The organism is Aeromonas sp. R9-2 (assembly GCF_040908025.1).
GTDB lineage: Bacteria > Pseudomonadota > Gammaproteobacteria > Enterobacterales > Aeromonadaceae > Aeromonas > Aeromonas veronii.
The window spans coordinates 15,350-36,932 of record NZ_JBFOCX010000027.1; the positions used below are offsets into that span (position 1 = coordinate 15,350).

General features: G+C 60.4%; 19 protein-coding genes. 11 read left to right on the forward strand and 8 right to left on the reverse strand.

Going from position 1 to position 21,583, the window contains the following annotated elements; translation table 11 throughout:
- Positions 1-5: 5 nt before the first annotated feature.
- The 7 genes from acs to AB5Y71_RS15665 all read left to right on the forward strand — a co-directional run bounded on the left by acs (position 6) and on the right by AB5Y71_RS15665 (position 7,896).
- Entirely contained in the window at positions 6-1,952 is a 1,947-nt protein-coding gene (gene acs, locus AB5Y71_RS15635) for an acetate--CoA ligase (protein WP_123173670.1), read from the forward strand.
- A 288-nt stretch (positions 1,953-2,240) separates the two neighbouring features.
- Complete coding sequence (aroQ, locus tag AB5Y71_RS15640; RefSeq protein ID WP_368171975.1) at positions 2,241-2,690, forward strand: type II 3-dehydroquinate dehydratase; 450 nt, start codon at positions 2,241-2,243, stop codon at positions 2,688-2,690.
- Between the two features lie 36 nt (positions 2,691-2,726).
- A complete protein-coding gene (gene accB, locus AB5Y71_RS15645) occupies positions 2,727-3,185 on the forward strand; it encodes an acetyl-CoA carboxylase biotin carboxyl carrier protein (RefSeq protein WP_005338908.1) in 459 nt (152 codons plus the stop codon).
- Between the two features lie 15 nt (positions 3,186-3,200).
- Entirely contained in the window at positions 3,201-4,541 is a 1,341-nt protein-coding gene (gene accC / locus AB5Y71_RS15650; RefSeq protein WP_005338910.1) for an acetyl-CoA carboxylase biotin carboxylase subunit, read from the forward strand.
- 127 nt (positions 4,542-4,668) lie between these two features.
- A complete protein-coding gene (locus tag AB5Y71_RS15655; protein WP_005338912.1) occupies positions 4,669-4,932 on the forward strand; it encodes a YhdT family protein in 264 nt (87 codons plus the stop codon).
- Positions 4,922-6,379 (forward strand): sodium/pantothenate symporter, encoded by a 1,458-nt coding sequence (gene panF, locus AB5Y71_RS15660; RefSeq protein ID WP_139476983.1) that lies wholly within the window; start codon positions 4,922-4,924, stop codon positions 6,377-6,379. The genes AB5Y71_RS15655 and panF overlap by 11 nt, the downstream gene beginning before the upstream one ends.
- Before the next feature lie 89 nt (positions 6,380-6,468).
- Positions 6,469-7,896, forward strand: a complete 1,428-nt coding sequence (locus tag AB5Y71_RS15665) for a PTS transporter subunit EIIC (protein WP_100654445.1) — start codon at positions 6,469-6,471, stop codon at positions 7,894-7,896.
- Between the two features lies 1 nt (position 7,897).
- On the opposite strand, the gene AB5Y71_RS15670 is transcribed toward AB5Y71_RS15665, so the two are convergent.
- Complete coding sequence (locus tag AB5Y71_RS15670; protein WP_368171976.1) at positions 7,898-8,770, reverse strand: LysR family transcriptional regulator; 873 nt, start codon at positions 8,768-8,770, stop codon at positions 7,898-7,900.
- Between the two features lie 100 nt (positions 8,771-8,870).
- Here AB5Y71_RS15670 and AB5Y71_RS15675 point away from each other — a divergent pair, with 100 nt between their 5' ends.
- From AB5Y71_RS15675 to AB5Y71_RS15685, 3 genes are all read left to right on the forward strand, one after another.
- Positions 8,871-9,887 (forward strand): zinc-binding alcohol dehydrogenase family protein, encoded by a 1,017-nt coding sequence (locus AB5Y71_RS15675; protein ID WP_368171977.1) that lies wholly within the window; start codon positions 8,871-8,873, stop codon positions 9,885-9,887.
- A gap of 537 nt (positions 9,888-10,424) precedes the next feature.
- Positions 10,425-11,303 (forward strand): 50S ribosomal protein L11 methyltransferase, encoded by an 879-nt coding sequence (prmA, locus tag AB5Y71_RS15680; protein ID WP_368171978.1) that lies wholly within the window; start codon positions 10,425-10,427, stop codon positions 11,301-11,303.
- 164 nt (positions 11,304-11,467) lie between these two features.
- Positions 11,468-12,022, forward strand: a complete 555-nt coding sequence (locus tag AB5Y71_RS15685; RefSeq protein ID WP_368171979.1) for a sugar O-acetyltransferase — start codon at positions 11,468-11,470, stop codon at positions 12,020-12,022.
- 381 nt (positions 12,023-12,403) lie between these two features.
- On the opposite strand, the gene AB5Y71_RS15690 is transcribed toward AB5Y71_RS15685, so the two are convergent.
- Positions 12,404-12,952, reverse strand: coding sequence for an NAD(P)H nitroreductase (locus AB5Y71_RS15690; RefSeq protein ID WP_139432473.1), 549 nt, complete (start codon positions 12,950-12,952; stop codon positions 12,404-12,406).
- A 114-nt stretch (positions 12,953-13,066) separates the two neighbouring features.
- A complete protein-coding gene (locus tag AB5Y71_RS15695) occupies positions 13,067-15,094 on the reverse strand; it encodes an FAD-dependent oxidoreductase (RefSeq protein ID WP_368171980.1) in 2,028 nt (675 codons plus the stop codon).
- 208 nt (positions 15,095-15,302) lie between these two features.
- On the opposite strand from AB5Y71_RS15695, the gene sppA reads away from it, so the two are divergent.
- Positions 15,303-17,147 (forward strand): signal peptide peptidase SppA, encoded by a 1,845-nt coding sequence (gene sppA, locus AB5Y71_RS15700; RefSeq protein ID WP_368171981.1) that lies wholly within the window; start codon positions 15,303-15,305, stop codon positions 17,145-17,147.
- Between the two features lie 91 nt (positions 17,148-17,238).
- On the opposite strand, the gene AB5Y71_RS15705 is transcribed toward sppA, so the two are convergent.
- The 5 genes from AB5Y71_RS15705 to AB5Y71_RS15725 form a co-directional block, all read right to left on the reverse strand.
- Positions 17,239-18,159, reverse strand: a complete 921-nt coding sequence (locus tag AB5Y71_RS15705; protein ID WP_005338927.1) for a L,D-transpeptidase family protein — start codon at positions 18,157-18,159, stop codon at positions 17,239-17,241.
- A gap of 511 nt (positions 18,160-18,670) precedes the next feature.
- On the reverse strand, positions 18,671-19,912 hold the full coding sequence (locus tag AB5Y71_RS15710) for a tetratricopeptide repeat protein (RefSeq protein WP_368171982.1): 1,242 nt from the start codon (positions 19,910-19,912) through the stop codon (positions 18,671-18,673).
- A gap of 11 nt (positions 19,913-19,923) precedes the next feature.
- On the reverse strand, positions 19,924-20,559 hold the full coding sequence (locus tag AB5Y71_RS15715) for an energy transducer TonB (RefSeq protein ID WP_040068663.1): 636 nt from the start codon (positions 20,557-20,559) through the stop codon (positions 19,924-19,926).
- 16 nt (positions 20,560-20,575) lie between these two features.
- Positions 20,576-20,983: a biopolymer transporter ExbD gene (locus tag AB5Y71_RS15720; protein ID WP_005338933.1), complete on the reverse strand. Its 408-nt coding sequence runs from the start codon at positions 20,981-20,983 to the stop codon at positions 20,576-20,578.
- A gap of 67 nt (positions 20,984-21,050) precedes the next feature.
- Positions 21,051-21,578, reverse strand: coding sequence for a MotA/TolQ/ExbB proton channel family protein (locus AB5Y71_RS15725; RefSeq protein ID WP_005338936.1), 528 nt, complete (start codon positions 21,576-21,578; stop codon positions 21,051-21,053).
- Between the last annotated feature and the right edge of the window lie 5 nt (positions 21,579-21,583).

A 21,583-nucleotide genomic window follows, 5' to 3' on the forward strand; every position in this document is an offset into this window, starting at 1 on the left:
GAGTGATGAGCGAGAGCAAGGTCTACCCGGTCAAACCCCACATCAGCAGCAATGCACTGCTAGACAAGGGCGACTACGCCGCCATGTATCAGGCCTCCGTCGAGGATCCCGATACCTTCTGGGGAGAGCAGGGAAAAATTCTCGACTGGATGAAACCCTATACCAAGGTCAAGAACACCTCCTACGATCCGGGCCATGTCTCCATCAAATGGTTTGAAGATGGCCAGCTCAACGTCTCGGCCAACTGTCTCGATCGCCATCTCGCCGAACGAGGTGACAAGGTCGCCATCATCTGGGAAGGGGACAACCCTGCCGAAGATCGCAAACTCACCTACCGCGAGTTGCACAGCGAAGTGTGCAAGTTTGCCAACGTCTTGAAAGCACAAGGGGTTCACCGCGGCGACGTGGTCTGCCTCTATATGCCCATGGTGCCCGAAGCCGCCATCGCCATGCTGGCCTGTACCCGCATCGGCGCGGTACACAGCATCGTATTCGGCGGCTTCTCGCCGGAAGCGCTGGCTGGTCGCATCATCGACTCGGGCTCGCGCATCGTGATCACCGCCGACGAGGGGCTGCGTGGCGGCCGTCCGGTGCCGCTCAAGAAGAATGTGGATGAAGCGCTCACCAACCCGGAAACCCAGGTCAACAAGGTGATCGTGCTCAAGCGCACCGGCGGCAATGTCGCCTGGCACAACCACCGCGACATCTGGTGGCATGAAGCGACCGCCGCCGTCAGCAGCGACTGCCCGCCAGAGGCGATGAACGCCGAAGATCCGCTCTTTATCCTCTATACCTCCGGCTCCACCGGCAAACCCAAAGGGGTGCTGCACACCACAGGCGGCTATCTGGTCTATGCCACCCTAACCTTCAAATATGTGTTCGACTACCACGAAGAGGACATCTACTGGTGTACCGCCGATGTGGGCTGGGTTACCGGTCACTCCTATCTGGTCTACGGGCCGCTCGCCAACGGTGCCACCACCATCATGTTCGAAGGGGTGCCCAACTACCCGGCCACCAACCGCATGAGTCAGGTGGTGGACAAGCACCAGGTCACCATCCTCTATACCGCCCCCACCGCCATCCGCGCCCTGATGGCCAAAGGCAACGAAGCGGTCACCGGCACGTCACGCCAGAGCCTGCGCATCATGGGCTCGGTGGGTGAACCCATCAACCCGGAAGCCTGGGAGTGGTACTACCGCACCATTGGCGATGAGCGCTGCCCCATTGTCGATACCTGGTGGCAAACCGAGACCGGCGGCATCCTGATTACGCCGCTGCCCGGCGTCACCGACCTGAAACCGGGCTCGGCGACTCGTCCCTTCTTCGGGGTGCAACCGGCGCTGGTCGACAACATGGGCGAACCGCTGGAGGGGGCCACCGAGGGTAACCTGGTGATCACCGACTCCTGGCCAGGCCAGATGCGCACCGTATTCGGCGATCACGAGCGCTTCGAGCAGACCTACTTCTCCACCTTCCCGGGCCGCTACTTCACCGGCGACGGTGCCCGTCGCGACGAGGACGGCTACTACTGGATCACCGGTCGGGTGGATGATGTACTGAACGTCTCCGGCCACCGCATGGGTACCGCCGAAATTGAATCGGCACTGGTGGCCCATCCCAAGATCGCTGAAGCCGCGGTGGTGGGGGTTCCTCACGAGATCAAGGGTCAGGGTATCTATGCCTATGTCACCCTGATCGCCGGGGAAGAGCCAAGCCGCGAGCTGCATAAAGAGGTGAAGGAGTGGGTGCGCAAGGAGATTGGCGCCATCGCCACTCCGGATGTCATTCACTGGGCGGAGGGGCTGCCGAAGACCCGTTCCGGCAAGATCATGCGCCGCATCTTGCGCAAGATCGCCACCGGCGAGACCGACAGCCTGGGGGATATCTCCACCCTGGCGGATCCGGGGGTAGTAGACAAACTCATCCGCGAGAAGTCGGAAGCAGCCTGATCCCGCTTCGTTTGTTGCTCAACAAAGCCGGCCCTGTGCCGGCTTTGTCGTTTCTTATCTGCCAGCAAACAGCAAGGTGGCAGCGACGAAGTATCTCAGGTCGAAACGTGCAATAAATAGCCAGATGTAGAGATTAGACCAGTAAAATGCTGCTAATTTTCACGAAATCAATATAATTGCGAAATCTGTGTGCCAGGGCACACCGATTTGCGCAGAAAATGGCTAGATTTCTGGTAGTCCACAAGATAGCTGATAGATAGCAGCATTATCATCGAGGATGTACTCAATATGTCGCAAAATCACCGCATTCTCCTGCTCAACGGACCAAACCTGAATCTGCTGGGCAAACGGGAACCGGGTATCTACGGCAGCAAGACGCTTGATGAGATCGTCGCCGATCTGAAGCTTAACGCCAGCGAACTCGGTGTCACTCTGGAACATCTGCAATCCAACGCCGAACATGAGTTGGTCGGCCGCATCCATCAGGCCATGGGCCATGTGGATTTTATCATCATCAATCCAGCCGCCTTCACCCACACCAGCGTCGCCATTCGCGATGCGCTGCTGGGTGTCGCCATCCCTTTTATCGAGGTTCACCTGTCAAACGTCCATGCCAGGGAGCCGTTCCGTCATCACTCCTATCTGTCTGATGTCGCAAAAGGGGTCATTTGTGGTCTGGGGGCCGATGGCTACCAATTCGCTTTAACCGCGGCCGTGCGCCATCTGCGCGCGGCTTGATAATCACTGATCAGATAAAGAAGAAAGAGAATGCTAATGGATATCCGCAAAATCAAGAAGCTGATTGAACTGGTTGAAGAGTCCGGCATCGCCGAACTGGAGATCTCCGAAGGTGAAGAGTCCGTTCGCATCAGCCGCAACTTCTCCGGTCAGGTGACCACCGCCATGCCGCAGATGATGATGCAGCAAGCCGCTCCGGTTGCCGCACCTGCCGCTGCCGCCCCGGTTGCCGCCGCACCGGCCGCAGATGCCGCCCCGAGCGGTCACCTGATGCGCTCCCCCATGGTTGGCTCCTTCTACCGCTCCTCCAGCCCGGATGCCAAGCCGTTCGCGGAAGTGGGTCAGCAAGTCAATGTCGGCGACACCCTGTGCATCGTCGAAGCCATGAAAATGATGAACCAAATCGAGTCTGACAAGGCCGGTGTGATCAAAGCGATCCTGGTTGAAAATGGTCAGGCCGTCGAATTTGACGAGCCGCTGTTCATCATCGAATAAGGGAAATCGCCACCCATGTTGGACAAAGTAGTCATCGCCAACCGCGGTGAAATTGCCCTGCGGATCCTGCGCGCCTGTAAAGAGCTCGGGATCAAGACAGTGGCCGTTCACTCCACCGCCGACCGGGAGCTCAAACATGTGCTGCTGGCCGACGAATCCATCTGTATCGGCAGACCGGCCAGTACTGAATCCTACCTCAACGTCCCGGCCATCATCGCCGCCGCCGAGGTAACCGGTGCTGTGGCCATCCACCCGGGTTACGGCTTCCTCTCCGAGAACGCCGATTTCGCCGAAGTGGTCGAAAAATCCGGCTTCATCTTCATCGGCCCGCGCGCCGAGACCATTCGCCTGATGGGTGACAAGGTCTCCGCCATCGAAGCGATGAAGAAAGCGGGCGTACCGTGTGTACCAGGCTCTGACGGCCCCGTCGATAACGACGCCAAGCACAACGCCGCCATTGCCAAGCGCATCGGCTATCCGGTGATCATCAAGGCCGCCGGTGGCGGTGGTGGTCGCGGTATGCGCGTGGTGCGCAATGAAGCGGAACTGGCGGGCGCCATCGCCCTGACCAAATCCGAAGCAGGCCAGTTCTTCAAGAACGACATGGTCTACATGGAGAAGTACCTGGAAAACCCGCGCCACATCGAAATTCAGGTGTTGGCAGACGGCCAGGGCAACGCCCTCTATCTGGGCGAGCGTGACTGCTCCATGCAGCGTCGCCACCAGAAAGTGGTGGAAGAGGCGCCGGCACCGGGCATCACCGCCGAAATGCGCAAGTTCATCGGCGAGCGTTGTGTGCGCGCCTGTATCGAGATCGGCTACCGCGGTGCGGGTACTTTCGAGTTCCTGTACGAGAACGGCGAGTTCTATTTCATCGAAATGAACACCCGCATCCAGGTTGAGCACCCGGTCACCGAGATGGTCACCGGTATCGATCTCATCAAGGAGCAGCTGCGCATCGCCGCCGGTCAGCCCCTGTCGATCACCCAGCAGGATATCCGCATCCGTGGCCATGCCATCGAGTGCCGGATCAACGCCGAAGATCCGGCCACCTTCATGCCCTCTCCGGGTCTGGTTCAGCGCTTCCACGCGCCGGGTGGTCTGGGCGTGCGTTGGGACTCCCACATTTATGCCGGTTACAAGGTACCGCCCCACTACGATTCAATGATCGGCAAGCTGATCTGCTACGGCGAGAATCGTGACATTGCCATCGCCCGTATGCGTCATGCGCTGGACGAGCTGGTGGTGGAAGGGATCAAGACCAACGTACCGCTGCAAAAAGAGATCATGAAAGACGAAAACTTCCAGCACGGTGGCACCAATATCCACTATCTGCACAAGAAGTTGGGTCTGTAAGGATCGCTGATAGAGACCGGACTTCCGATGGGAGTCTGCTCCGCAAGGAGCCTCTGCTGAAAAAGGGCCATGGCGACATGGCCCTTTTTTGTTATCCTTGCGCCCCTCAAATTTGTCGGAGGCCAAGGTGAACCGTTTCGCTCTCGCTCGCCGGGAAGCCGCTTTTTGTCTGCTGCTGACCCTGCTCTACTTCTTTGCCTGGTATGGCACCGCCTATTTTATCCCGCTCCAGCTGGAGTTGTGGGGGCTGCCGTTGTGGTTCCTGCTCAGCTGCATGGTGATGCCGCTGCTGTTCATTCTGCTCTGCGCCCTGATGGTGAACCGGCTGTTTGTGGAGATCCCCCTCGATACCCACTCCCCTTCCGGCAAGGAGTCATCCCATGAATCTTGAGTTGATGCTGCCGCTCGTCATCTATCTGGTGCTGGTGCTGGGGGTGGGTTTCTGGGCCAGCCGCCATCGCGCGCAAGGCAACTTCGTGCAGGAGTACTTCATCGGCAACCGCAGCATGGGCGGGCTGGTGCTGGCGATGACGCTAGTGGCCACCTACACCTCGGCCTCCTCCTTTATCGGTGGGCCGGGCGCGGCCTACAAGATCGGTCTGGGCTGGGTGTTGCTGGCGATGATCCAGCTGCCCACCGTCTGGCTCACTCTGGGGGTGCTTGGCAAGAAGTTCGCCATCATCGCCCGCCGGGTCAATGCGGTGACCATCAACGACATGCTGTGGGCCCGCTATCAGAGCAAGGCGGTGGTGATCCTCGGCTCCGTTACTATCATCCTCGCCTTTATCGCGACCATGGTGGTGCAGTTTATCGGCGGCGCCCGCCTGCTGGAGACCGCCACCGGGCTCTCCTACCAGCAGGGGTTGATGCTGTTTGCCAGCTGTGTGCTGCTCTACACCATCATCGGCGGCTTCCGCGCCGTGGTGATGACTGATGCCCTGCAGGGGATCATCATGCTGATCGGTACTGGCGCCTTGCTGGCGGGGATTCTGATTGCCGGTGACGGGCTGCCTAACCTTATCCACCAGCTCAGGGAGATCGATCCCAAACTGGTGAGCCCGCAAGGAGCCGGCGACATGCTGACCCAGCCCTTTATGCTGAGCTTCTGGATCCTGGTCTGTGTCGGGGTGGTGGGACTGCCCCACTCGGCGCTGCGCTGCTTTGGTTATCGCGACAGCAAGGCGCTCCATCGCGGCATTCTGATCGGCACAGTGGTCAGCGCCCTGCTGATGTTCGGCATGCATCTGGCGGGTGCCCTTGGCCGCGCCATCCTGCCCGGCATGGACAGTCCGGACAAGATCATGCCCTCCCTGATGATGGAAGTGCTGCCCCCCTGGCTGGCCGGGGTCTTTCTGGCGGCGCCGATGGCGGCCATCATGTCCACCATCGACTCCCAGTTGATCCAGGCTTCCGCCACTCTGGTGAAGGATCTCTATCTCAACTATCTGAGTCCAAAGCAGGAGAAGCTGGAAGTGCGCATTCCGCGCCTCTCCCTGCTCTGCACCCTGATCCTCGGCACCCTGGTGCTGCTGGCGGCGTTGCAACCGCCCGAGATGATCATCTGGCTCAACCTGCTCGCCTTTGGCGGTCTGCAGGCGGTGTTCCTCTGGCCGCTGGTGCTCGGTCTCTACTGGTCACGGGCCAACGGCCCGGGCGCGCTGGCCAGCATGGTAAGCGGCATCGTCAGCTATGGGGTACTCAGTCAGTGGGGGATCAAACTGGCTGGCCTGCACGCCATCGTGCCAAGCCTTACACTGGCGCTGGTGGTCTTTGTCACGGTCAGCCTGCTGACGGCACCGCCCTCGCGGGAAGTGCGCGAACTTTTCGGGCAGAAATAATAAAAATATAAATTAGGGGTTCCAAAACTATCCCCAAATAGGTGTTTTCCGGTTAAACTGTGCGCCAAGTCACAAAACGTAGCCGCTGTATGCCCGTTAAAGCCACTCGACAAGTCGTTACTCAAGCCCTGCAGCGGCTCGGTTATGCCCTGCTGCTGCCCGTCTCCATCCTGCCGATGGCGGCGCTGATCTACCGGCTTGGGCAACCCGACGTGCTCGATTTGGCGGTGCTCTCCCTCACCGGTCAGGCGATCTTCAGCCAGATGCCGCTTATCTATGCGGTGGCGATCGCCTTTGGCCTGAGTCGGCAGGAGCTGGGCGGACAGACGTTAGCGGGTGCGGTCAACTTCCTGCTGCTCAGCACCGCCTTCAATACGCTGGCCCCCAACCTGCACGCCGACATGATCTGCGGTCTGCTGGCGGGGCTCACCACTGCCATCATCTATCCCTGGGTTCACCAGCAAACACTGCCCCGCTGGCTGCAGATCGCCAAGGGGGAGTTTCCCAGCCTGCTGGTGTCGGCCTTGGCCTGCCTGCTGATCGCCATCCCCCTCTCGCTGCTGTGGCCGCCGCTGGAGCGCGGGCTGACCCTGCTCACCTCCGAGCTGCTTACCACGCCGTTTGGCGCCTTCTGCTACGGCACCCTCAACCGCTTGCTGATCCCGCTCGGGCTCCATCAGGTATTGGGCAGCGTCATCGGCCTTGGCGAGAGCAACCTGCAGGCGCTGGCCACCGCCCAACCCCTTCATGAAGGGTATGTGGCCGGTCTCTATCCCATCATCATGTTCGGCCTGCCGGGCGCCTGTTTTGCCATCTGGCTGCACCGCCAACGGATGCAGCGGCTGCCACAGGGCGGGCTGCTGCTCACCCTGGCGCTCACCTCGGCACTGGTGGGTATCACAGAGCCTATCGAATTTTTGTTCGCCTTTACCGCCCCCTGGCTGTTTCTCGCCCACGCCCTGCTGACCGGGCTATCGCTCGCTGTCTGTAGCGGGCTGGGGATCAAGGTGGGCAGTTACTTCTCCGCCGGTCTGCTGGATCTGGTGCTGAGCTATCAGGCAGGGGAGCACAGCTTCTGGCTCATCCCGGTCGGTATCCTGTTCTTCGTTGCCTACACCCTGCTGTTCTATCAACTGCTGGAGCGCGCCCCCCTCAGCATGCCGAGCAAGCCCATCGCAGTGGAGCATCCGCGCCTTGCCAGCGTTGCCCCCTCAGACCCGCAGATGCTGGCGATCCAGTACCTCAAGGTGCTGGGCGGGATGGACAATCTGGTGGCGATGAGTGTCTGCATCACCCGCCTCAGCCTGCGGGTGCGCGATATTTCACTGGTGGATGAATCCCGCCTGCTGGGCCTGGGCTGCCTCTCCTGGATCCAGCTCAACGACCACCAGCTGGTGCTGGTGCTGGGCCCCAGTGCCAGCCTGATTGAAGGGCAGATCCGCATGCTGGCGGAGCGCCAGTCGGTCCCCCTCGGCCTCAAACCCAATCAGGAGTCGGCCAGCCAGAGCAGCTGGTAACTCAGGCAAACGGCAACCGCTCGGCCACGAAATCCATCAGGGTGCGCAGGGCGGGGGCCAGATGCTCCCGACTCGGATAGATTAGGTAGAACGGGTTGGCCGGAATGGGCTGATCCGGCAACACCTTCTGCAATCGCCCAGCCGCCAAATCCCCTTCGCAGACATGGTGGGGCAACAGGGCAATCCCCCCGTCATGAAGCGCCATCTCCCGCAGCGCCAGCAAGCTGTTGCTGACACAGGCCCCCTGCGGCCGCCAGCCTCCCTCTTGCAATGGCCACACCGGCATGGCCGAATGCACCAGACAGGCATAGCGGCACAGCTCGCTCAACTGTTGCGGCATGCCGTGGGCCGACAGATAGGCGGGCGCCGCCACCAGATGGCGCGCCACCTCACCGATACGCCGACAGATGAGGCTGGAGTCTTTCAGCAGCGCCGCCCGCAACGCCAAATCATAACCTTCCCCCACCAGATCGAGCTGTTCATCGCTCAGGGTCAGTTCCAGCACCACTTCGGGATAGAGGGCGCGAAACTCGGCGAGGATCCGGCCAAGCAGCAGGGTGCCGGTCGCCTCGGGGGCGGTGATCCGCACCCGCCCCGCCGGGGCAGAGCGCAGCCGTGCCATCGCCAGATTGGCACTGCGGGCCAGTGCCAGCAGCCCCTGACAGTGCTCCACATAGAGTTCACCTTGCGGGGTCAGGCTCAACCTGCGGGTGGTACGCTGCAACAGCCGCACCCCGAGCTGGGATTCGAGCCGCGAGATCTTCTGGCTCACCGACGACTTGGGCATACCGAGCAGCTCGGCAGCCCGGGTAAAGCTTCCCTGCTCCACCACGGTGGCAAACAGTCCCATCAACTCCAGATCGACATTGTTCATATATTCAAACAGTCTTTACCGATTACCCATCTTAATCTTGATAATCAACCAGACTAGAGTGAGTGGCAATCCCGAACACAGCGATTTGAAAGGAAAAACCATGAAAGCCATTGCCCTGACTCACTATCTGCCAAGCGACCACCCTGACTGCTTCATCGCCGCCAACCTGCCCGATCCGGTCCCGGGCCCGCGGGATCTGCTGATGCGGGTCACCGCCACCTCCGTCAATCCGGTGGATACCAAGGTGCGTTCCCCCAAGGCCAAAATTGAAAGCTCGCCCCGGGTACTGGGCTGGGATGCGGTGGGGGAAGTGATCGCCACCGGCAGCGAAGTCACCCTGTTCAAAGCGGGCGACCGGGTCTGGTATGCCGGCGATATCAGCCGCCCCGGCAGCAACAGCGCCCTGCAACTGGTGGATGAGCGCATCGCCGCGATCGCCCCCACCACCTTGAGCGATGTGGAGGCCGCCGCCCTGCCGCTCACCGCCATCACCGCCTGGGAGACCCTGTTCGAACGCTTTGCCCTCACCCGCGAGAGCCGTGGCAAACTGCTGATCATCGGCGGCGCCGGTGGCGTGGGCTCCATCGCCATCCAGCTGGCCCGCCAGCTCACCGACATGGAGGTGATTGCGACCGCCTCCCGCCCCGAGAGCCGCGAGTGGTGCCTCGAAATGGGCGCCCATCAGGTCGTAAACCACCACAAGTTGCAGGAGGAGCTGACCGCCCTTGGCATCACTCAGGTCGATGCCATCTTCTGCACCAACGCCACCGCCGAGCACTGGGCCACCATGGCAGGGCTGATCCGCCCGTTTGGCCATATCTGCACCATCGCCGAATCGAGCGAGCCGTGGGATCTCTCCCTGCTCAAGAGCAAGAGCGTCACCTTCAGCCAGGAGTTCATGTTCACCCGCTCCCTGTTCCAGACGCCGGACATGATCGAACAGCACCGCCTGCTCGGCCGGGTGGCGGCACTGGTCGATGAAGGGGTATTGCAGACCACCCTGACCAGAACCATCCCGTCACTGACCCCGGTCACGCTGGCTCAGGCCCATGCCGAGGTCGAGGCGGGCCGCATGGTAGGCAAGCTGGTGATCGACATGAGCGGCTTTGCCAACTAAGCCCTCAAACGCACCATGATGGGATAAGTTCACCAAGGAGATGCCCCAAACGGGCACAACCAGCGGCACTCATGACTGCCTGTGGCAGGCCAACGTCCGACAATCAGCCAAAAAAGAGGCCATTTCGCGAGAAATGGCCTGAATACCTGAACATTGGGGTAACAATCACACACATATCCTTATGCAGGACATATTAGTCTTTGCATCTGGCGTGCCAACAGCAGCATGAATGCGCCAAAACGGCGTCAGCCCGTCCTTGAGCAAGGTGCAGACCTTGCTCTTTTTTTGTCCGGCAGACTGTTTACCAGGCAAACAAGTGCAGATAAAAAAATGCCACCCGAGGGTGGCAGTGAAAGATGACGGAACTTGAGCAAAGCGTTCAGCGAAAACCGGTCGTCTTCGCCTGCATAGAGCAATACAGGAACCGTGCCAATCCGGCAAAAGCCCCCGTATCCCTCCACGTCATGGGCAAACCACGACAGCACTGCCCCATGATGGTAGAATCTCGCGGTTTCACATTTATGAAGAGTCGACGCCATGCCCTGGATACAAATTCGAATCAACGCCACTGCCAAGACCGCAGACAAGGTGAGCAACATGCTGCTGGGGCGTGGAGCCCAGGCTGTGACCTTTATGGATGCCAAGGATGTGCCCGTCTATGAACCCATGCCCGGTGAAACCCCGCTCTGGGGCGAGACCGAAGTGATGGGTCTGTTCGATGCCGAAACCGATCCGGCCCCCACCATCGCCTTCTTCCAGCAGATCTTCGGCGAAAACATCGGCTACAAGGTCGAGCAGCTGGAAGACAAGGATTGGGTGCGCGAGTGGATGGATCACTTCCACCCGATGCAGTTTGGCGAGCGCCTCTGGATCTGCCCGAGCTGGCGCGATGTGCCGAACCCCGATGCAGTCAACGTCATGCTGGATCCGGGTCTGGCCTTCGGTACCGGTACCCACCCCACCACCGCCCTTTGCCTGCAGTGGCTGGACGGGCTGGATCTGGCCGGTAAAACCGTGGTCGACTTTGGCTGTGGCTCCGGCATTCTCGGCATCGCCGCCCTGAAACTGGGTGCCGCCCGCGTCATCGGCATCGACATCGACCCGCAGGCCATTCAGGCCAGCCGCGACAACGCCGCGCGCAACGGCGTCGCCGACCAGATTGAGCTCTATCTGCCAGCCGACCAGCCACAAGACGTCGAAGCGGACGTGGTGGTCGCCAACATCCTGGCCGGCCCGCTGCGCGAACTGGCTCCACTTATCGCCGGCCACGGCAAGCCGGGCAGCCTGATGGCCCTCTCCGGCGTGCTGGAGAGCCAGGCACCGGAGCTGGAAACCATCTACGGCCAGTGGTTCGAGATGGACCCGACCGCCGTCAAGGAGGAGTGGTGCCGCCTCTCCGGCCGCAAGCACGGCTAAACATAGCTCCCACTCTCAAGGCGGCAAGTCAGCATCTTTATTAAACAAGAGCACCCACGGGTGCTCTTGTTGTTTCTCCCCCCTTTCCAACTCTGGGGGACGGTTCACGCTTCTCTGGCCAATGAGGGATTAACATCGTTCTTCCACATCATTGGGGCCCTGCCATGATCGAATACCAGAAGATGATTTGCAGCCAACCGTACAACTGCATGACACCCGAGCTGGCCCAGTTGCGCCGGGAGGCGGCACGGCGCTATGGCCGTTTCAATCAGGCGGAAGAGGAGACAGAGCAGCGGGCACTACTGGCGGAGCTGATTGGCGAACTGGCAGAGAATGCCTTCATCTGCCCGCCCCTCTACTGCACCTATGGCCGCCACATCCACCTGGGCAAGGACTCCTACATCAATATGGGAGCGACCCTGCTGGACAATGCCCCCATCCGCATCGGCGCCCATGTGATGATTGGGCCAAATGTGCAGATCTATACCGCAGCCCATGCGCTGGAGGCCGACAAACGGATTCAGGGCACAGAGACGGCGCTGCCGGTCACCATTGAAGACAAGGTCTGGATTGGGGGCGGCGCCATCTTGCTGCCCGGCGTCACCATAGGGCGGGAGGCGATCATCGGCGCGGGTGCCGTAGTCACCAAAGATGTACCGGCCGGAGCTCGGGTAGTCGGCAATCCAGCCCGGATCCTGCCAGCCAAAAACAGGGCATAAGGCTGCCAACCTGGCTGCATCTTGATACCGCCATCAACTCACAACAGCCCCGACACCCCATAAAAAATAAAGCCCAATGTCACGAAGACGTTGGGCTGTTAAAAGGTGCTACGGAATTGCGACTCTCATCGCAGAAAAATTAGAAGGAGTGCCCTTCTAAACTGGCAGGGAGATATTAGCGAACGCGCAAACGTTTTACATAGTGAAATACAACAGGATTGCGAGGTACATCGCACTATTTAAATAATTACCTGCTATGGCGTGCGAAGCCTCTTTGAGCCATTTATTTTCCCCAATTTCTCTGGTTACTATTCACGGTTAAACAGAAAAGCCCCGATTTCTCGAGGCTTTGCTTCTCTCAACCGCAACGTGGCCGAAAAGTCAGAAACGGCGGACAAACTCATCGAGCGGCAGCTCGCGCAGTTTACGCGCTTCCAGCATGGGGGTACCGAGATAGAGGAAACCCACCAGCTGATCCTCTGCCGCCAGCCCCAGTCCCTTGTTGATCTGCTCATCGAAGATAAACCAGCCGGAGCGCCAGATACCGTTGAAGCCCTGTGCCTGCGCCGCCATCTGCATCGCCATCAGGGCACAACCGGCAGAGAGCTCCTGCTCCAGTTTCGGCACCTTGGGGTGATCCTGATAACGGGTTGCCACGGCGACGACCAAGGGCGCCCGCAGTGGCGCTTCGCTGCACTTCTTGATGCTCTCTTCATCTTCGCCACGGGCACGGGCCGCCTCGGCCAGCAGCTTGCCCAGCCGCTCGCGCCCATCCCCTTCAAACAGAATGAACTGCCAGGGGGTCAGGGTACCGTGATCCGGCGCGCGCAGACCCGCCTTGAGGATATTGTCGAGCACCTCACCGCTCGGGGCGGGATCGGCGAGACGGCCACAGGAGTGGCGATTGAGCAACAGGGTGAGGGCATCCATGGGCAATTCCTTCTCTGGGGCAATGATGGCGCTACCTTAGCACAGCACCGAATGAAGAAAACCCCTGAGGCTCAGGGGTTTATCGCACTATAAAGGGCAGGATGGCACAGCTGGCTAGATGATCGCAGCCAGCTCGGCCCCTTGCCGGATGGCGCGCTTGGCATCCAGCTCGGCAGCCACGTCGGCTCCGCCGATGATATGCACCGGCTTGCCTGCCGCCTGCAACCCGGCCTGCAGTTCTTTAAGGGGCTCCTGCCCGGCGCAGACGATAACCTGATCAACCGGCAGACACTGCTTGCTCTCGCCCACCTGAATGTGCAAGCCCTCGTCATCGATCCCCAGATATTGCACCCCGGAGAGCATCTGCACCTTGCGGTTCTTGAGCACGGTACGGTGGATCCAGCCGGTGGTTTTGCCAAGGCCGTCACCCACCTTGCTCTCCTTGCGCTGGAGCAGCCAGATCTGGCGCTCGGGGGCGTCGATTTCAGGAACCGTGAGGCCACCGCGCTCGCCAAGCTGTTTGTCGATGCCCCACTCCTTGAGCCAGTGATCACGGTGCCCATCGGCATCCATCTCCACTTTCTTCTCTACCAGATACTCAGCTACATCGAAGCCGATGCCGCCGGCACCGATCACCGCCACCTTCTGGCCGACCGGCTTGTGATCCCGCAATACATCGAGATAACTCATCACCTTGGGATGTTCGATCCCCGGAATATTGGGGGTGCGCGGACGAATACCGGTTGCGAGGATCACCTCGTCAAAACCGCCGCCGAGCAGGCTCTCGGCACTCTGGCGCTGGCCGAGATAGAGCTCGACGCCGCACTTCTCCAGCCGTTTGGCGAAATAGCGCAGAGTCTCGTGAAACTCCTCCTTGCCCGGGATCTGCTTGGCGAAGTTGAACTGGCCGCCGATTTCGCTGGCTTGATCGAACAGGCTCACCTGATGACCGCGCTCGGCAGCGTAGCAGGCAAACGCCAGCCCGGCCGGGCCCGCCCCCACCACCGCCAGCTTCTTGGGCTGGGGCACGCGGCCAAACGTCAATTCGGTCTCGAAACAGGCGCGGGGATTGACCAGACAGGAGGCCCGCTTCTGCTTGAACACATGGTCAAGGCAGGCCTGGTTGCAGGCGATGCAGGTGTTGATCTCATCCGCCCGGTTCTCGGCCGCCTTGATGACAAATTCGGGATCAGCCAGGAAAGGGCGCGCCATGGAGACCATATCCGCCTCGCCCCCCGCCAGAATCCGCTCTGCCACCTCTGGGGTGTTAATCCGGTTGGTAGTGATAAGCGGCACCTTGAGGTGTTTTTTCAGCTCGGCAGTGACCCAGCTGAAGGCGCCGCGCGGCACGCTGGTGGCGATGGTGGGAATACGCGCTTCGTGCCAACCGATACCGGTGTTGATCAGGGTCACCCCCACCGCTTCCAGCGCTTTGCCAAGGGCAATCACCTCTTCCAGGGTCGAGCCCTGCTCCACCAGATCCAGCATGGAGAGGCGGAAGATAATGATGAAGTCGGTGCCGACCCGCTCGCGGATGGCGCGGACAATCTCCACCGGGAAGCGCATCCGGTTTTCGCTGCTGCCGCCCCAGCCATCGGTGCGCTTGTTGGTGCGCTCGCAGATGAACTGGTTGATGAGATAACCTTCCGAGCCCATCACCTCGACGCCGTCATAACCGGCCGCCTTGGCAAGCTCAGCTGTAGCCGCGAAGTCGCGAATGGTGCCGCGGATCTGTCGCTCGCTCATGGCGCGTGGCTTGAACGGGGAGATGGGGGCTTTGAGGGCGCTCGGCGCCAGACTGAAGGGATGATAGGCGTAACGACCGGCATGGAGGATCTGCAGCGCTATCTTGCCCCCCTCCTGATGCACGGCGCTGGTCACCTTCTTGTGCTTGCTCACCTGCCAGGGGAAGCTCAACTGAGAGCCGTGAGGCACCAGCCGACCGCGCAGATTGGGGGCGATGCCGCCGGTGACGATAAGGCCAACGCCACCACGGGCGCGCTCGGCATAAAAGGCGGCCAGCTTGTCAAAACCGCCCTTCTCCTCTTCGAGGCCGGTGTGCATGGAGCCCATCAACACACGGTTGCGCAGTTGGGTAAAACCAAGGTCAAGCGGGGTCAGCAAGGTCGGATAGCGGCTCACGATGCCTCCAGTTAATTTTTTGTTATCAAACTGAGGCTAGAGTAAAGAATCGAAAATTCTTTTTCAAACAAATGTTTGGACAATTTTTCAGCGAACAGCCGTGCCCTGAACGAAGATAGACGGGATCCGCCAGTCGGAAATGGCAATTTCGCCCGCAACTGGTTAATAATGGCTCTTCTCTACCCATTAACAGGGCGATAACGCGACTATGTCTATTTTCAAAGGTCTGGGTTGGTTGTTCCGCAGCCTGTGGCGCCTGCTCAATTTCACCCGGCTGATGCTGGTCAATCTGCTGTTTCTCATCGTAGTGCTGGTCATCGTCTTCAGCGTCAGCCAGAAAGAGGCACCCAAGGCGCCCATCGAAGGGGCGCTAACCCTCAATCTCAACGGCGTGCTGGTGGAGCAACGCTCCCAGACAGATCCCACAGTCCAGTTGCTGCGCCAGATGGACAGCAGCGACGAGCAGCCGAGCGAGATCGTTCTCTCCGACCTGCTGTGGGCCATCAAGAGTGCCAAGGATGACGAGCGCATCAAGGCGCTGGTGATCAAGCCACAAGGGCTGCAGGGAACCAACTTCACCAAACTGCAGGAGGTGGCGAGCGCCATCGACTCCTTCCGGGAGAGCGGCAAACCGGTGATCGCCATGGCCGACTTCTACACTCAGGGGCAATACCTGCTGGCGGCCCACGCCGATCACGTGCTGCTCAACCAGAGCGGCGCCGTGGTGATCGAGGGGCTTGGGGTCTACCAGACCTACTTCAAGTCGGCGCTGGAGAAGCTCAACATCACCCCGCATGTATTCAAGGTCGGTACCTACAAATCCTTCGTCGAACCCTATACCCGCGACGAGATGTCCCCCGAGAGCAAAGAGGCGAACCAGCGCTGGCTGGATCAGCTGTGGCAATCCTATGTGGCCGATGTCGCCGAGCAGCGGGAGATCGAACCCGATGCGGTCGCACCGGGCAAGGAGCGCTTCCTCGAGCTGCTGCGCAAGGCCGGTGGCAATGCCGCCAACTACGCCCTCGACAACGGTCTGGTGGATCAGCTGGCGACCCGCGACGAGATGACCCAGGCGGTCATTAAAGAGGTGGGTGAAGCTGACGATCACGGCTGGAAAGGGGTCGGCCTGAAAGAGTATCTGGCCGCAGTGCCCGAACAGTATCCCCAGAGTGGCAAGGATGAGGTGGGTCTGGTGGTCGCCAGCGGCGCCATCATGGATGGCGTACAGCCTGCCGGTACCATCGGCGGTGATAGCCTCTCCGACCTGCTGGCCGATGCTCGCCGCGATGACAAGGTCAAAGCCGTGGTCCTGCGGGTCGACAGCCCGGGCGGCAGCGCCTTCGCCGCCGAGCAGATCCGCGCCGAGCTGCTGGCTCTGAAACAGGCTGGCAAACCGGTAGTGGTCTCCATGGGCAGCTATGCCGCCTCCGGTGGCTACTGGATCTCCGCCGATGCGGACAAGATCTTCGCCTCCCCAACTACTCTCACCGGTTCCATCGGGGTGTTCGGCATGTTCGCCACCATCGACAAGGCGTTGGCTCAGTTCGGTGTGCATACCGACGGGGTCGGCACCACAGATTACGTTGGCGTCGGCCCGACCCGCGCTCTGCCGGATCACGTCGGTCAGGCTATCCAGCTGAGCGTGGAAGATACCTACCAGCGCTTCATCGGTCTGGTCAGCAAAGGTCGTGGTCTGAGCCCGGAAGAGGCCGAGAAGGCGGCCGAAGGCCGAGTCTGGACCGGCGAAGATGCCAAGGCCCTGGGTCTGGTGGACGAGTTCGGCAATCTGGATGACGCCATCAAGGCCGCCGCCGAACTCGCCAACCTCAAAGAGTGGCAGGTGACCCCCATCGAGCAGGAGGAGTCCACCAAGGACAAGTTCCTGCGCCAGCTGTTTGACAGCAGTGCCCAAGTGCTGGCCCCCCAGTTGCAAAGCTGGCTGCCGGCTGGATTTGGCAAGGCATTGGTGGAAGTGAACCGCAGTCTCGACCCGCTCACCCGCTTCAACGATCCGCAAGGCACCTACGCCTTCTGCCCGATCTGCGTGCAGTAAGCAAGCGGTGACTCTCCCATAAAAAACGGCGACCATCTGGTCGCCGTTTTCTTTATTCAGCCAGTGCGCTCGGCACCGCCAACTTGCTCAATCAGGGATTGAGGCGGGTCGGCATACCGGTACGCTGTTCCAGCACCTGCTTGACCACGTTGGAGTCAGACTCGGCGTGAGCGATGAAACGGGTGATAGCCGGAGTCATCGGGAGCGGCACGGAGGCGGTGGAGTTGAACTCCTCCTCGGTGCGCGACAGCGGCTCGTGTACTTCCATGTAGCGACCGCCATCCGGCTCGACCGTGGTCTTGACCGGCTGGTTGACGAACTGGACACGGGTGCCGACCGGCACGTTGTCGAATAGATACTTGATGTCGTCAGCGCGCAAACGCACGCAACCGCTGCTCACCCGCAGACCGATACCGAAGGTGGCGTTGGTGCCGTGGATGGCATAGAGGTTGCCAATGTAGAGGGCGTGCAGACCCATGGGGTTATCCGGACCGGCTGGCCATACTGCCGGCAGAGTCTTGCCCTGGGCGGCATAGCGGCGACGGATGTTCTCGGTCGGGGTCCAGGTCGGGTTGGCGCGCTTGCGCTCTACCTTGGTGATCCAGTTCTCCGGGGTGTTTACCCCCAGCTGACCGATGCCGATGGGCAGTACTTCCACCACGTTCTTCCCTTTCGGGTAGTAGTAGAGACGCATCTCGGCAACGTTGATGACGATCCCTTCGCGGGGCGCGTTGGGCAGGATCAGCTGGTGGGGGATGATCAGGGTGCTACCCGCTTTCGGCAGATAGGGATCAACGCCCGGGTTGGCTTCCATGATGTTGGTCAGACCCAGCTGGAAGTCAGCAGCGATCTGCTCCAGCGGACGGTTGTCCGCAGGCACCACGTATTCCTGATTTTCACCGATCAGGCGGCTGTTGGCCGCAGGCAGACGGTACTCGACGGCGGCAGCCTGCTGGCTGACCAGCGCAAAAGTGCATAAAAGGGCCGAAGCGGCAGTGCGAAGGGGATTCATAAAATTCCTGTGTGGTTTCCTGTACCAATTGGGCCGGGGGCCGTCTCATCCTCGGTCTGCCGGTGGCGGGTCAACCTGCCCCACGACGCCAATAACCGAGCGCGCATTCTTTCCTGAGTCGGCCAAAATTTCAACTTCCATATGTTGCTTTTCTTGTTAAAAGTAGCCGTTTTCGGTGTGACGCTTATCAACAGGGCAAAAGCCACACTAGCAAGTCGCAGCTGAGTGAAAGATGAATGGCACTGCCCGCTTCTCAGCGAGCCACCAGAGCCCTAGTCAACCACAGCGCAGCGCCACCTTGCTTCACGGTTGCAGCCCTAGCTAAAACGTTTGTCGCATCCGGGGAGATAAACCAATGTCGACGTAGGCTCTTTATTGGTATGAAGAGGGATAAAACCGTGCGTCGGCCACCCGCCGGTGCTGGCAGCCACCATAAAAAAACCGCTCCGAAGAGCGGTTAATGGAGCCACCAGGCAACCATAAAAGGGACTACAGGTAGTTGTCATTGGAATTACTGGACGGCTGCCTCTCCGGTGCCACTCTGCTCTTTGAGGAAGCTGATCCACGGAGATGCCCGACCGCTGACGTTGCCATTCTGAGCCGCCTGGGTGAAGGCGTTGAGGGCCTCCTTCGGCTTTTGTTGCTCAAAATAGGCGACCCCGGTCAGGAACTTGAGATCCGCCCGCTGTTCACCATTGGCATTGGCTGCCGGTTTGGCGGCCAGCGCCACCAGATCCTGATAGCGTTTGCTCTGGATCATCATGCGTGCCATTTTCAGCTGCAATTCGGCGCTCGGGGCCAGCTGGTAGGATTTGGCCAGGGTGTCGATGGCCGGATCCAGCTCCTTGGCCTGATGCCAGTAGTTGGCCAGGGTCTTGTAGTTGCTGGCGCTCGGCTCAATCACCCCATCCTTCATCCCCTTCTCCATCACCCGGGCGGCGCGATGGGGAATACCGGTGAAGGCGAGGTAGTTGGCGAGGCGCTGCAGCTCGGCAGCCTCGGTCAACATGCCGAGGTTGTAGGCCGACTCGAGCGCCGCCAGCGCCTTGGCATCGTTGCCTGCCTGCATATGCATGGCCGACAGCTGGGTCCAGTACTTCTTCTTCTCCGGGAACATATTGACCAGAGAGGTCAGCACCTCGGTCGCCGGTTTGTACTGTTTCAGCTCGTAGTGAGCGCCCATCTTCAGCAGATACCAGGACTCCGGCGCTTTACCTGCCGACAGCTTGATCGCCTGATCCACTGCCGGGATCGCGTCACGGTACTGCTTGAGCTGCACGTGGGCGTTGGCTAGCGTGATATAGGCATGGGAGTTGGGCTTGTCATCTTTGCCCTGGTTGGCAAACCACTCCTTCATGGTCTTGATCGAGCCCTGATAATTACCCTCAGCCATATAGAGCTGGGCCAGGTTGTAGCGCACCTGCTGGGCCACCGGTGGCGGCAGGCCGCCTGTCGCGATGGCATCGGCAAAGTACTTGGTCGCCTGACCGTATTTCTCCTGCTGGGCGGCTACGAAACCGAGAGTCTGCAATATGACCCCCTTGTCGTAGACCCGCTCGCCCGCGCCTGAAAGCGCATCTTGCAGCTTGGCATTGGCCTCACCGTATTTCTTCTCGGTGATCAGCTCCTGCGCCTTGTTGACCGCCCGATAGGCCCGATCCGACAGGGCCGGCAGCTCGGCGGCCCAACTGGCGGTGCTGAGCAGCACCGCCATGGCGACCGGGGCGAGGATCATCTTGTGTAACTTGTTCATCGCCACCTTCCTTAGTTGACCGCAAACTCGATCTCTTGCTGCATACGGCTCGCCTGCGGCTTGCCATCCACCATGGCCGGTTTGAACGTCCACTTGGCGATGGTTTTGCGCGCCTCTTTGCCAAGGTCATAGCTGCGCGGCTCTTCCTTGACGATCCGCACGTTGCTGACTGTGCCGCGCTCGGTGACGGTGAACTCCACCAGCACCTTGCCGGAGGCCAGCCCCGCCAGCGCCGCCTTGCGGGGCATCATGGGCTCGAAGGTTGCCAGCGGAATGGCACCATTGTTGCCACCGACGCCACCACCACCGCCACCGGTGCTGTAAGCACCCAGCGCGTTGCCACCACCGATGTTGACCGGGATGTCGAGCTTGGGCATGTCCATCGGCGCGCTCTCCATCTTAGGCCGATCCGTGCTGGCCACTTCCATCTCGGGAGGCGGTGGCGGACGCTTGGGCGGCGGCGGTTTGGGCAGCTCTCGCTGTTTCTCTTGCAGGGTCTCCTGGGGCTTGAGGCGGATGAAATCGGTCATGGTGACGTCCTCCTTCTCCACCAGCTCCCGGTGATCCGGTGTGATCAGCTTGTTCATTCCCAGAAACAGAAAGAACACCACCACACAGGAGACCGCCAACGATATCAGGTATCTCATAGGTCTCTCTCCGGCATCAGCTGCTCTTGTCTGCCGCGATGGAGATGTTCTGGACACCGGCCATGCGGATCTGATCCATGACCTGCACCACCAGACCGGAACGGGATTCGTTATCGGCCTGGATCACCACGGCGCTCTCCGGGTTTTCGGCCCGCAGCCGCTCGATGTTGGCGCGTACCGCCCCCACCTCGACCACCCGCTTGTCGACCCAGACCTGACCGTTTTCGCGCACCGCGACCATGATATTGCCCTTCTTCACCGTCTCGGCCGTGCTGGCACTGGGACGGTTGATCTCGACACCGGACTCCTTGACGAAGGAGGTGGTGACGATGAAGAAGATCAGCATGATGAACACTATGTCCAGCATGGGGGTCAAATCGATAGCCGCCTCGTCAGCACCGCTGTCGCTGTAACGTTTTCTCATAGCAGAAACTCCTTGCTTGTTCTGTGCCCCCGGCAGGCCATGCCTCGCCGGGGGTATGCATCCTGCATCAACCGTGTTTCAGGTTGTCTTCCAGCTTTTGCACCGCCAGTTTGGCCTTGTGATCGAGCTGGTTGACAAAAAACAGGCCGGAAAGGGCGGCGATCATGCCCGCCATGGTCGGTACCGTTGCCTTGGAGATCCCCGATGCCATCGCCCGCGGCGAACCGGTGCCGGTGATGGCCAAAGTGTCAAACACCTGCACCATCCCCACCACGGTCCCCAGCAGCCCCATCAACGGACAAAGAGCAATCAGTACCTTGATGACCGGCATCCCCTTGTCCACCGCCATGGCAACCCGAGAGACCAGCTCGCGCCGGATCTGCTTGGCAGACCAGGAGAGATGATCGGTGCGAGCCAGCCAGGTGGCCTTGGTCTGCTTCACCTGCTTGGGGTAAACCGCCATGAAGTAGAACCAGCGCTCCAGCAACAGGGCCCACATCATCAGGGTCAGGAAGAACAGGGCGACCAGTACATCGCCCCCCAATCCCAAAAACCGGCGGACCGACTCGACTTCTTCAATCAACCAGAACCACATGGGTG